The sequence below is a fragment of the uncultured Pelagimonas sp. genome, assembly GCF_947498515.1.
GTDB lineage: Bacteria > Pseudomonadota > Alphaproteobacteria > Rhodobacterales > Rhodobacteraceae > Pelagimonas.
In genome coordinates this window covers 392759-405253 of record NZ_CANMKO010000001.1, presented here as the reverse complement: position 1 = coordinate 405253, position 12495 = coordinate 392759, and the positions used below count along the sequence as shown (strand labels likewise).

At 55.5% G+C, this 12495-nt stretch carries 12 protein-coding genes; 4 read left to right on the top strand and 8 right to left on the bottom strand.

Annotation, left to right across the window (positions count from 1 at the left end; genetic code table 11):
- Positions 1–103: 103 nt before the first annotated feature.
- Entirely contained in the window at positions 104–1117 is a 1014-nt protein-coding gene (locus Q1A43_RS02120) for an NADP-dependent oxidoreductase (protein ID WP_299932048.1), read from the top strand.
- Here Q1A43_RS02120 and Q1A43_RS02115 read toward each other — a convergent pair.
- The 6 genes from Q1A43_RS02115 to Q1A43_RS02090 form a co-directional block, all read right to left on the bottom strand.
- Positions 1112–2650 (bottom strand): AAA family ATPase, encoded by a 1539-nt coding sequence (locus tag Q1A43_RS02115; RefSeq protein WP_299932045.1) that lies wholly within the window; start codon positions 2648–2650, stop codon positions 1112–1114. The genes Q1A43_RS02120 and Q1A43_RS02115 overlap by 6 nt on opposite strands.
- Positions 2651–2762: 112 nt before the next feature.
- The gene (locus Q1A43_RS02110) at positions 2763–3428 is read right to left on the bottom strand and encodes an acyl-homoserine-lactone synthase (protein ID WP_299932043.1); all 666 of its coding nucleotides are present in this window, start codon (positions 3426–3428) and stop codon (positions 2763–2765) included.
- A 117-nt stretch (positions 3429–3545) separates the two neighbouring features.
- Positions 3546–4226, bottom strand: coding sequence for a LuxR family transcriptional regulator (locus Q1A43_RS02105; protein WP_299932042.1), 681 nt, complete (start codon positions 4224–4226; stop codon positions 3546–3548).
- Complete coding sequence (locus Q1A43_RS02100) at positions 4213–4419, bottom strand: hypothetical protein (protein ID WP_299932040.1); 207 nt, start codon at positions 4417–4419, stop codon at positions 4213–4215. Before Q1A43_RS02100 ends, Q1A43_RS02105 begins: the two co-directional genes overlap by 14 nt.
- A gap of 210 nt (positions 4420–4629) precedes the next feature.
- Complete coding sequence (gene ccrA, locus Q1A43_RS02095; protein WP_299921039.1) at positions 4630–5916, bottom strand: crotonyl-CoA carboxylase/reductase; 1287 nt, start codon at positions 5914–5916, stop codon at positions 4630–4632.
- Positions 5917–6106: 190 nt separating this feature from the next.
- Positions 6107–7450 (bottom strand): 1-acyl-sn-glycerol-3-phosphate acyltransferase, encoded by a 1344-nt coding sequence (locus tag Q1A43_RS02090; protein WP_299932038.1) that lies wholly within the window; start codon positions 7448–7450, stop codon positions 6107–6109.
- 421 nt (positions 7451–7871) lie between these two features.
- Here Q1A43_RS02090 and Q1A43_RS02085 point away from each other — a divergent pair, with 421 nt between their 5' ends.
- From Q1A43_RS02085 to deoD, 3 genes are all read left to right on the top strand, one after another.
- Positions 7872–9836, top strand: coding sequence for a protein meaA (locus Q1A43_RS02085; RefSeq protein ID WP_299921043.1), 1965 nt, complete (start codon positions 7872–7874; stop codon positions 9834–9836).
- A gap of 172 nt (positions 9837–10008) precedes the next feature.
- The gene (locus tag Q1A43_RS02080; RefSeq protein WP_299921045.1) at positions 10009–10317 is read left to right on the top strand and encodes an H-NS histone family protein; all 309 of its coding nucleotides are present in this window, start codon (positions 10009–10011) and stop codon (positions 10315–10317) included.
- A 1-nt stretch (position 10318) separates the two neighbouring features.
- A complete protein-coding gene (gene deoD / locus Q1A43_RS02075; RefSeq protein ID WP_299932036.1) occupies positions 10319–11029 on the top strand; it encodes a purine-nucleoside phosphorylase in 711 nt (236 codons plus the stop codon).
- Positions 11030–11074: 45 nt separating this feature from the next.
- On the opposite strand, the gene Q1A43_RS02070 is transcribed toward deoD, so the two are convergent.
- The gene (locus Q1A43_RS02070) at positions 11075–11920 is read right to left on the bottom strand and encodes a DUF1989 domain-containing protein (RefSeq protein WP_299932034.1); all 846 of its coding nucleotides are present in this window, start codon (positions 11918–11920) and stop codon (positions 11075–11077) included.
- Positions 11921–11976: 56 nt separating this feature from the next.
- Positions 11977–12168 carry a hypothetical protein gene (locus tag Q1A43_RS02065; RefSeq protein WP_299921051.1) on the bottom strand — a complete coding sequence of 64 codons (192 nt, stop codon included), beginning with the start codon at positions 12166–12168 and terminating at the stop codon, positions 11977–11979.
- Positions 12169–12495: the final 327 nt, after the last annotated feature.

The following is a 12495-nucleotide window of genomic DNA, read 5'->3' as shown; positions in this document are numbered from 1 at the left end:
TCTCCCCTGCCGTCTGCTATGTTTGCAAACAGAGTGGCAAAACCAAGCGACCAAAGGCAACAGGTTTTGCACCTGAATAACACTTCGTGACGTAGGGGGATTTATGACCGACATGCAACGCATTGCCTTGGCGCGCCGTCCCAAGGGCGACCCGGTGCCAGAAGATTTCAGCCTTGAAACTGGCCCGGTACCAGAGCCAGTCGAGGGCGAAATTGTCATCGAAACCAGCCACTTGTCGCTAGACCCCTATATGCGTGGCCGCATGGATGATGTCCAAAGCTATGCCCCCTCGGTAGCGATTGGCGAAACGATGACAGGCCAAGGTGTCGGGCGGGTGATCGCCTCAAAGGCCGATGGGTTTAAGGTCGGTGATTTGGCAACGGGCATGACCGGTTGGGCCAGCCACGCCGTGGTCAAGGCTGCCGAGGCACGTGTGTTGCCCGCCGAGGTGCCCCCGTCCTTGTTTCTAGGTGCATTGGGCATGCCCGGTTTCACCGCCTGGACGGGACTGCGCAAATACGGCCGACCGCAAGCCGACGAAACCTTGGTCGTGGCGGCGGCAACGGGTCCGGTCGGGGCCATGGTTGGCCAACTAGCCAAGGCCGCCGGTCTGCGCACCATCGCGATCGCCGGCGGGGCCGAAAAATGCCGCATCGCCACGGAAACCTTTGGGTTTGACGCCGCTCTGGATCACCGTGCCTATGAAACCGCCGCCGATTTGCGCAAAGATTTGGCCGAATTGGCCCCAGATGGAGTTGATATCTATTGGGAAAACGTTGGCGGCAAGATCCTTGAGGCAACCTTGCCTTTGATGAACGTCGGCGGACGCATTCCGGTATGTGGGATGATTTCTTGGTATGGTGGTGTTGAGGAGTCGCAAGATCGACTGCCGATGATGTGGCGCTCGATCCTTGTCAAACGCCTGCATGTTTCGGGCTTTATCATCTTTGATCATTGGGACGACTACCCCGAGTTCTTGACCGATATTCCGGCCAAGGTTTTGTCCGGCGAGATCAAGCATTTGGAAGACGTGGCACAGGGGTTGGACAATATGCCAACCGCGTTCATCTCCATGCTCAAAGGCGGCAATACCGGCAAGCAGATCGTCGCCTTATAACCCGTCAATCTCGGTTTGGGGCTCCAGCGCCAAAGGCGCTGGGGTTCCGCCGAGATCATCGATTTGGAGCGGACCAGAGGGTTTAGACAACCGATTGCGCACCACCCAATACAACCGTTCCGACGCCCGCGTAATCGCCACATAGGCAAGGCGTTTCCACAATGGCTGCCCTGCCTCGGACCGGCCCATACGCGCCGCCGCATAAAGATCGGGCGCAAACACCTGAACATTTTCCCACTGGCTGCCTTGCGACTTGTGAATCGTTACTGCGGCCCCATGCAAAAACGTCGCGCCCATGCGGGCGGCAAAGGGGATAAACGGTTCTGCTTCCTCAGGTTTTTCAATTTTAACAATAGATGCGGCTGAGACCTGAGGCTCTATCGCCCCCATCACATGAAGGCGTGAAAACCCCGGTTTACGCCCCGGCCCAAGATAGACCACCTGCGCCCCTTTGATTAGGCCACGCGCCTCAAGGTCGAGCCGCTTTTTTCGGTGCTTCAGGGGCAGTTCGATCCCATCACAGATCAACGGTTCGCCCGGCAAAAGCTCGGTATCTGGTGCGCCATGCACGGCACGAAAGGCCGTGATCAAACGAATCCGCGTGGCATTGCGCCAGACCAACACCGGTGAACGCGCCATATGGTCAACTTCAACCCGCTGCGCATAGACAACACGGTCATCTTTGCGCGATGCTTCTTCGATCATATGCTCAAAATCGTCAAAACCGAGATGCGGATCCGCCAAGGCGTGGGCCAGATCAAGAATCGGATTGTCAGCCTCTTGGCGGTGAACCCGGTGCAGCTCAAGTTTTTGGCTATCTTTGATCTTTTCGAACACCATTTCGCCCGATTGATTAACAGGCGGAAGCTGAGCCGGATCACCAAAAAGCACCAGATTTGGGAAGATTTCTTTTAGGTCTTCGAATTGGCGATCATCCAACATTGAGGACTCATCAACAAACCCAATATCCAACGGATCATCGCGCCGCTTCCAGCCGGTGATAAAGTCGGACCCACGCAGGCCCGCCGCAGCCAAAGCCGCCGGTATCGACTTGTGCAACTCGTAGCTGTTTTTGGCACGTTCAAGGGCTTCGTCGCTTAGGCCTTCAATCTCGGGCTGGTCATCGTTGCCCATCAACCATTCCGCCACCCGTTCAAATTCCGGGTCGTAAACGGGTGTGTATAGAATGCGGTGAATAGTGGTCGCTGGCACGCCGCGCGTGCGCAAAACAAATGCCGCTTTGTTGGTTGGGGCAAGCACCGCAAGTGTACGTTTTTCACGGCTACTTTTGGATTCGTAGTCGCCTGAAACGATGCCAACACCCGCGTTTTCAAGGGCTTTGACCAATTCGGCCAACAAAAGCGTTTTGCCGCTCCCGGCCTTGCCCATAAGGGCCATCACCCGGCCGGGGCCATCATTGGAAGGTCCAGCGATTCCATTATCCAAATCAACGCCCGCCTCGCGTAACATGTCAGCGACGCGGTCATGGGCAAGGGCCTGATCTTCGGAAAAAATGATTGAGAGTGCTGTCATGCGCGCACCCTATATGCGGGGCACTTGGGACGCCAGATCAAAGCGCTACAAACACCAAGCGCGCGAGCATTGCTCACGCGCCGGTCACATGCGGGGTGTTTGGATGGGCTACTTAGGCGGCGGCCGTCAGGTTGGCCAGAAACGGATTGGCTTGCTCGTTGAGCGAAACCGAGGCACCAAAGGACAATTCGAACCAACGCTTGGACATATCAGGCGTGATACCGGCGCTTTTGGCAACCGAGGCCTGTGCTTCGGCCGAAAATTCCCACAACCCAACGCTGATACGTTCGCGGCCTTCACCTTCGCTACCCAGAACCTCAGGAGAAGAGCCAATGCGGCGATAAATCCGCACCATACGGGCGTCAAAGACACCGACATAGTGTTCTACACCAAACTCTTTCATCACTTCGCCACCGGCCAACATCAGTGCCGCGGCAACACCGGGTGTAGCACCGCGAGATAGGCAAAAACGTGTGCATTCCCAGATGATTGGGCTTTGGATGCGGACGCCATCAGTCAAGTGAACAAAGTGGTCGTTGACCATGGTTTTACCGGTCGTCGGCAGCAAGCGCATAGAGCCGCCATGGCTACCATCGGCATTTTCCCAGATCACATAGAGAGGGTTCTCATCATCGTATTCGTCACGCTCAAAGCCACGTTCGTCAACGGTCACAGCCCAACCCAGACGGGTCTTGAACTGATCGGCACGGTCTTCAAACATGGTGCGTGCCAGCTTTGGAAAGTTGTTCAGGTCTTCGGCGTAAATGTAACGGATCATGAGTTTGCCCCTCGTTGATGTGATGAGGAGAGATTGCCGTCTGGCCCGTTAACGAGGTTAAAATAATGCGAACGGTAGGGTTACCACAGCCTTAATTGTGCCCGAATGCTGCCACATTCAGACCACAATTACACCGCGGCTCAGCGCCTTGGCCACTGCGTGGGTTGTGTTCAATGCGCCGAGTTTGAAACGCGCACTTTCCACATAGACCCGCAATGTATGTTCAGAGATCGACAGGGTGTCGGCGGCCTGGGCTCTGCTATAGCCGACGGCCAACAATGTCATTGCTTCGATCTCTCTGGGCGAAAGCGCTTGTGCCTGTTCCGGCTTCCGCCCCGGTTCTAGTTCCAACGCCTTTTGATTGAAGTAATGAGCGATCAAGATCAGATCGCGTCGATTATCGTTGGTAAACTGCTCCCAATCCTCATCCGATGCATTGTGGCTTAGCGTGAACAGGGCAAACTGACCGTTAGGGCCCCTGATCGGAATTGAATAGCCTTGGTTGCCGACCCCATGTTTGATTGCATCTTGCAACAATTGCCGGGCCGCTTTGCTGGACCAATCCAGCCGCTTCCAGTCAACCGGGTGAAAACGTTGGTAACACCCTTGGATAACGGGATCGACTCTTAGGTAGCCCTTTTCGACATAGCGATTGACCCATTCCAAATCATAGGTCCCGCAACCGTACTGTTCACCGTTGCTGCTGACCCAATGATATACAAGATGATCCACACCAAGTTGGTCACGAAGCTCTTCGATCGCAACCTGTAGATCATCAAGCCCTTCAGCCGATTCCAAACGTTGTATCAACCTGTCCAGGCGCGGCACGTTTTCCAAAAAGCCCAATCCCGTTTTCTTCGGCAAGGGACGCAATTTCGGCATGAGCAACAAAGCTCGCGTCATCTAGCTGCGCCGCAAGCGACGGCATACCATTTTCACGAGCGAAAGTTTTCAGGTCAGCCAGTACGTCCAGTATCCAATCTTGTCCCATCTCAAGTCTCTCTTATAGCAGGTTAATGATCCATTAAATCAACAATAGCATGTGCCAATCACGGTTAATATTCACGGAATCTCACTCCCCAGAAACTGCGAGGGGGCGTTTCTCCAAGTGATTGTTTTCTAAAATGCGATCTATCAAACAAAAACGCCCGCGCCACCAAATGGTGATTCGCGGGCGTTTCAAGATCAGCAGTGTGAAAGCTTACTTCTTAGCTTCCAGCGCGTCCTCAAATGTACGCAGCCCAGTTGTGGGGGCTTGAACCAGCACGGCCATGTTACCCGGCTTGTGCTCGTTGCGCAGCATTTTCATGTGGGCCTCTGGAATTTCTTCCCATGGGAAGACCTCGGACATGCATGGGTCAAGGCGACGTTCGCACATCAGACGGTTCGCCGATGCAGCCTGTTTCAGGTTGGCAAAGTGCGAGCCCTGCAAACGCTTCTGGTGCATCCACATATAACGCACGTCGAAGGTTGTGTTGAAACCGGAGGTGCCGGCGCAGATCACAACGATACCGCCCTTTTTCACCACGAGGGTCGACACAGGGAAGGTGGCTTCGCCCGGGTGTTCGAACACCATGTCGACGCTGACGCCTTTGCCGGTGATGTCCCAGATGGCTTTGCCGAACTTACGGGCTTCTTTGAGCCACGCGTTATATTCGGGGCTGTTCACCGTGGGCAATTGGCCCCAGCAGTTGAAATCTTTGCGGTTAATCACGCCCTTAGCGCCCTGCGCCAGAACAAAATCACGCTTGCTTTCGTCCGAAATCACACCAATCGCATTGGCACCGGCTGTGTTGGCCAGCTGGATCGCATAAGAGCCAAGACCGCCCGACGCGCCCCAAACCAGAACGTTTTGGCCCGGCTTAAGCTCATGAGGGTGGTGACCGAACAGCATACGGTACGCAGTGGCCAGTGTCAGCGTGTAGCAAGCCGCCTCTTCCCAAGTCAGATGCTTGGGGCGTGGCATCAGCTGCTGAGCCTGAACGCGGGTGAACTGAGAGAAGGAGCCATCACCGGTCTCATAACCCCAAATACGCTGGGTTGGAGAGAACATCGGATCGCCGCCGTTACACTCTTCATCGTCGCCATCGTCTTGATTACAATGGATAACAACCTCGTCGCCGACCTTCCAGTTTTTGACTTTGTCACCAACGGCCCACACGATGCCCGAGGCATCGGAACCGGCGATGTGGTAGTCTTGCTTGTGCACGTCAAACGGCGAAATTGGCTCGCCCAAACCGGCCCAAACACCGTTGTAGTTCACGCCCGCAGCCATGACCAAAACCAGCACTTCGTGGCTGTCGACCTGCCATGTGTCGACCACCTCTTTTTGGAAGGATTGCAGCGGCTCACCATGGCGATCGCGGCGAATGGCCCATGAATACATCTTCTTGGGAACATAGCCCATTGGGGGCATTTCGCCGATTTCATAGAGGTCTTTTTCGGGGGCGTCGTATTGCGCGATACCGGTGTCCTGATCCAGAGCCATGGGGGCCTCCTTGGGTACGAAAAGTTGCGTTTCCTTCCCCCTTCTGCAGTGCAGAATCGTGCGGGGGCTTGCCCTTGAAGTACAAGAGGGCGCGCAACAATGCAATCGCAGAAACCGGGTATTTTGTAATTTTATAACCGAGCGAGTGCAGAAATCCCTTCGCAAACGCAGAAATTCCCTTAAAAATCAGTTAAAAAAGATGCCGGATCGAATTTGCATAAAATTCAACGAGATCCCGTGACTCTTTGTTAACCAGATAGATTTCCCCATGTTTTCCAATCAATCCACGCTCCTCTAACCCGCGCAAACCAACCTCAACCGCATAAGGAATGTCACCCCGTGGCAGATGGGCATGACTTGACTCGAGCCCTTTCAACGCTGTCTCAAACGCCGCTTCAAGCGCGGTGCGCGTCTGGTCTTGGGCCAACAACAGATGCGCCACCAAGGGCACTGGCAAAACCGGCACCACCGCTCCGACATCCTTCATCAAACGATCGGCCAACCCCTGTGGATCATTGATAAGATCGGGATGCGCCCGCAAGGACAGAGGCGCGCCAAAGCTCACGGCGGCATAGCCAAACCGGTGGAATTTGCCGCGGATCCGCAACCAGATTTGCTTGAACAAGGCCCGCGTCACATGGGCGATTTTGGCGTTGAACCGCCGCCCGCCGGATTTGGCCGCGCCGACCAAAACCGTGTCTTCGAGCACGCGGTCGTAGTTGAGACCAACCGGCACAAACACCACATCGCGAGCGTCAAGATCGTGACCATCCACCATATAAGTCAGTAATCCCAGCTTGGCCGGGGCCAGCGCGCCATCAAGGCTTAGCCCGCCTTCGGGAAAGATCGCCTGGGTCACGCCGCCTTGGGTCGCCATGCGGACATATTGGCGTAACACCTTGCGGTATAAGGCATCTCGGGATTTGCGCCGGATAAAATAGGCCCCCATTGAGCGGATCAGCTGGGCCAGCGGCCAAACCTGTGCCCATTCACCAACTGCGTAGGACAGGGCCGAGCGATCCGCCGCGAGATGGGTGACAAGGACGTAATCCATGTTGGAGCGGTGGTTCATCACAAAAACCACTGTGGCCTCGCCGTCTATCCCGGCGAGTTCCTTGGGATCATGATGACCAAGGCGCACGCGATACAGCGCTTTGGACAGGAACCGCGCCCCCCGCACCCCCCAGCCAAAATAGGCAAACGCCGAAAAGCTTGGCACGATTTCGCGGGCGTAGCGCCGGGCGCGTTCAAAGGCGACATCCTCGCGCACGCCGGTTTCGCGGGCATGATCAACAATGGCCTGCGTCACCTCGGGATCATAGATCAGCCGCTGGATCAGATCGTAACGACGCAACAGGCGAAACGGTTCGATAGGCCGCTCAAGTCGGGTGTTCAAACGGGTCACTGCCCGCTCCATTCGATGTCGGAAAAACCAACGCACCGACGGGAACAGGAAATGCGACGCAAAGGTGATCGCCGCAAAGCCCAAAATCAATAAAAACGCCCAGAGTGGGATCGTAACCGGATTATTCATGGTTAATCACCGTGGCAGCAGTGGCAACATCGATCAAGAGGGGGAATCTGTACGATTCTCGGGATGATTGAGTCGGATTGCCCCCGCGTTTTGAGGTGTGACGGCGGAATTGGCCCGAAATGACCGGTTAACACCGCCGTTCGGTGCCACGGCAACGCCAATCCGTCCGGTTTACCCGACGTTTGGGGGAGATTGGGGAGGCGCAATGAGGGGTGTTGCGCCCTGCCCCCAGCAACGCGAGCGCTAACGTCAGATTTAATTAGACCTTTGCGGCGCCTCGCCCCATGAGGACCAGTACGCTTTGTGATATGCTGCAGATGCACCGCCGCAACGCAGCGAATTGACGCGACATTTTCTTTCGTCTATCCATTCGCAAAAGCAATATGATTGCGACACCAGATTCTTGCCGATGGAGGCCCCGATGACCGACATTCAAAAAGACCGCCCGTGGTTGATTAGAACCTATGCTGGCCATTCGACCGCCAAAGCATCCAATGCTTTGTACCGCAACAACCTTGCCAAAGGGCAGACAGGTTTGTCGGTGGCCTTCGACCTTCCCACGCAGACGGGGTATGACAGCGATCATATTCTGGCCCGTGGTGAAGTTGGGAAAGTCGGTGTTCCGGTCTGCCATTTGGGCGACATGCGCACCTTGTTTGCCGACATTCCATTGGAACAGATGAACACCTCGATGACCATCAACGCCACTGCGCCTTGGTTGTTGTCGCTATATATTGCCACGGCCGAGGAACAGGGCGCGGATGTGTCCAAGCTTCAGGGCACGGTGCAAAACGATCTGATCAAAGAATACCTGTCGCGCGGCACATATATATGCCCACCCAAGCCGAGCCTGAAGATGATCGGCGATGTGGCCGAGTATTGTTATAAGCATGTGCCAAAGTGGAACCCGATGAACGTGTGTTCCTATCACTTGCAAGAGGCGGGCGCGACGCCGGAGCAGGAATTGTCATTCGCTTTGGCAACGGCAATTGCGGTTTTGGACGAATTGAAGCCGCGTGTAGATCCCGAGGATTTCCCGGCACTTTGCGGACGGATTTCATTCTTCGTCAATGCCGGCATTCGGTTTGTGACCGAGATGTGCAAAATGCGGGCCTTTGTCGACCTGTGGGATGAGATCCTTCAGGAACGTTATGGCGTCGAAAACCCGAAATTCCGCCGGTTCCGTTATGGTGTTCAGGTGAACTCGCTCGGATTGACAGAACAACAGCCGGAAAACAACGTTTACCGGATTTTGATTGAAATGCTGGCTGTGACGCTGAGTAAAAAGGCCCGCGCCCGCGCCGTGCAATTGCCAGCCTGGAACGAAGCTCTTGGATTGCCGCGCCCTTGGGATCAGCAATGGTCGATGCGGATGCAACAGATTCTGGCTTATGAGACCGACTTATTAGAATATGACGATCTGTTCGAAGGCAACCCGGCGGTGGATCGCAAAGTCGAGGCACTCAAAGATGGGGCGCGCGCCGAATTGGCCAATATTGAATCGATGGACGGTGCAATTGGATCCATTGAATATATGAAGGGCCGTTTGGTTGACTCAAATGCAGAACGCCTAAACCGTATTGAGCGCAATGAAACCGTTGTTGTTGGCGTGAACAAATGGACCGAGGGCGAAGACTCGCCATTGGTGGGCGAAGACGGCGGCATCATGGTTGTTGATCCGGCGGTTGAGCAGGAACAGATTGCCCGTCTTAATGAATGGAAAGCCGAACGCGATGACGCGGCGGTCCAAACCGCTCTGGCGGCCTTGCGCGCGGCATCTGAGGCCGGGGAAAACGTTATGCCTGCGTCTATTGCCTGTGCCAAGGCCGGGGTGACAACCGGTGAATGGGCGGCGCAGATGCGTGGCGTACACGGAGAATATCGCGGCCCAACCGGCGTCTCCAAATCGGTGAGCAACAAAACCGAAGGGCTCGATGATATTCGCGAGGCCGTGGATGCGGTCAGCGACAAGCTGGGGCGGCGTTTGCGTTTCCTCGTCGGGAAACCCGGGTTGGATGGCCATTCCAATGGCGCCGAACAAATCGCCTTCCGCGCCCGCGACTGCGGTATGGAAATCGATTACGAGGGTATTCGCCTGACACCGGAGCAAATCATCGAGGCCGCAAAAGATGGGGCCCACGTGATTGGCCTGTCTATTCTATCGGGCAGCCACATTCCATTGGTCGAAGACGTGATGAACAGAATGCGCGAAGAAGGGCTCACTCATATTCCGGTCACCGTTGGTGGAATCATTCCCGATGATGACGCAGAGCGTCTCCGTGCCATGGGAGTCGCGCGGGTTTATACCCCCAAAGACTTTGAACTTAATTCAATCATGCGTGATATTGTGGCACTGGCTGACACAAAACCGGTCGCCGCTGAATAGCATCAAATCCTAAAAATATACCGTTTTACGGTAACAAATACGAAGGTTGCTCAATTTCTAATTGGGCGACCTTCATTTTTTTGAGCAATTGATTGCCATTGACACAAATCCCCTCTTGAGACTTAGCTCGTATTTAACGAGGTAGCGTTCAGAAAAACAAAGGAGAGGGAATATGCAAATCGAACTTGAGAGCCTTTCTCGCGAAGAGCTGACCAAACTGATTGCAGATGCCACCAAGGCGTTGAAAAGCGTTGATACGCGCCGCAAAGCCGAAGCCAAACTGGCCGCGGAAAAGGTTGCCAAGGAATTTGGCTATTCGCTGGATGAAATCCTGTCCGCCGGTGGTAAAACAACCAAAGGCGCACCAAAATACGCCAACCCAGCCGACCCAACACAGACGTGGACCGGCCGTGGCCGTAAGCCAAAATGGGTTGTTGACGCATTGAATGCGGGCAAATCCGTAGAAGACATGGAAATCTGAGATGACTGTCCATATCGGAGCTGAAAAAGGCCAAATCGCAGAAACTGTTTTGATGCCCGGCGATCCCTATCGCGCTGAATGGGCGGCGGAAAAGTTTCTCGATGACGCTGTTTGTGTGAACAAGGTGCGTGGCATGCTGGGCTTTACCGGCACGTGGCGCGGTAACCCCGTAACGATTCACGGCTCGGGCATGGGCATGCCGTCACTGTCAATTTACGCCAATGAGCTTATCCGCGATTACGGGGCCAAAACCCTTATCCGGATCGGGTCATGTGGCGGAATGCAGGACGCCGTCAAAGTGCGGGACGTGATCATTGCGATGACTGCGTCAACATTGTCGACCCCGTCGCGCGGCATTTTCAAGGAGCTGAACTTTGCCCCTTGTGCCGATTACGGATTGTTGGCGAATGCGGTGGCCACGGCCAAATCGCGCGATGTGCCCTACCATGTTGGCGGCATATATTCGTCCGATGTGTTCTATGACGAGCGCCCGGATCTGACCGAACAGATGGAACGCCACGGCACCCTAGGTGTCGAAATGGAAGCGGCGGAATTGTACATCCTCGCGGCGCGCTATGGCGTGCGGGCTTTGGCGGTTCTGACGGTGTCTGATCACCTGAAAACCGGTGAAGCATTGCCATCCGAAGATCGGGAACGGTCGTTCGGGGATATGGTGGAAATCGCTTTGGAAGCGGCCTTTCCTGACGCTTAATCCGTTTGAAAACAAAAGGGTGGGGAACATCCCCACCCTACCCTTTTAGGCACCGTGTGTGCGGTCATAGCCGTTGCGCGGCGGGCTTGACCAATGGGCAAGGCTCCCCTCGGCCGGGGTTAGAACCTCGACCTTGAGGGGATAACACGCGGCCTCATCCGAGCTATGCTCCGACGAACAATCCCCACCGGGACAGGCACTTAGCGCCCCCAATAGCGGAATTTCAGCAAAAAATGTCAGATGGTCACCGGGGCGCACCGGGCTGGCTTTCATGAAATATTGTCCGGTATCGCGGGTGAACCCCGTGCACATAAAGACGTTGAGAACGTCATGCACATGCGGTTCGGCATCCTCAAGCGCGATGCCCAAATGCGCCGCAAGCGCCCGTGTCAGGTTGGAATGGCAACAATAGTGATACTGTGAACCGGCGAGAAGGTTGCCAGTATAAGGGTCACAGCGCGTCCCGATAACGTCATGAACCGAGCCGCCAAATTCGTCGATCCCGTACCAATCGAGGCTATCCTCGACGATGGTTGCCATGGGGCGAAGATGCGGAAAGCTTGTCCACAAACGTTCGCCCGTGGTCACATGGGTGCCGTGTAAGGCACGGGTTTTGCCGGAATAAAACCGCTCTGACAGGTCTTGGGCGTTCCAAAGGTTGAGATCACCAACCTGCGCGCCGTCGACGCTAGATATGCGAAAGAAACAACCGGCGGGGACTTCAAAGGTGCAGGCGTCACGGGGTGGGGCCAGAGTTGTGTCGGTGATACGCGCTGTGGTGAGAGCCTTTTGATAAAGCGCTAAATCCGGCTTGGGCAGGCTATCATTTGGGTAGCAAATGACCGGGGCAACGGCGCGGCGCGCCTCGGCATCGGGGGGGGCAGACGACATCGCGCTCTCCTTGGTTTTTGGGCAGGAAACGCGGAGATGGTTGATTTGGCAAGCGTTTATGCACGCAGGCAGGATTTGGGAGGGGTTGATTGGGGGCCGCGCATTGTGGCCCCGCAATGTAGACAGGCCCAATCGCTTTGGTCCGAAGCGGGGTCGCGCTTTTCGCGCCAACGGCAATCACGCGTCTCGCGTTTGGCCAGCAGACCATAAAGCAACACCGCGATGACGAGGATTGGAAAGAGATACATGCGGCGAGTGTTAGCCAACCCTAGGGCGCAGCGCCAGAACAACAAAGGCCGCACCTAACGGCACGGCCTCATCGTCGCGTGAGTGGTATTGTCAGGCGGCTAGCGGAATGTCCTCATATGCCGGCCCGACAGGGACCGGATGAGGCTCGGGGGTGTAATATGCCCAAGCTTGTTCGAGTGCCTCAAGCGCTTGTTGCGCTTTGGTTTTATTCTGCTGTGCCATCGGAGTGCCTTTCGATTTGTGGCAGCCCCTCCCTGACCCAGAAGGTAGGGATGTTAGCGTCGGAAATCAGCGGACAATCTTGCAATACCGCGTTGCAGGTTTTG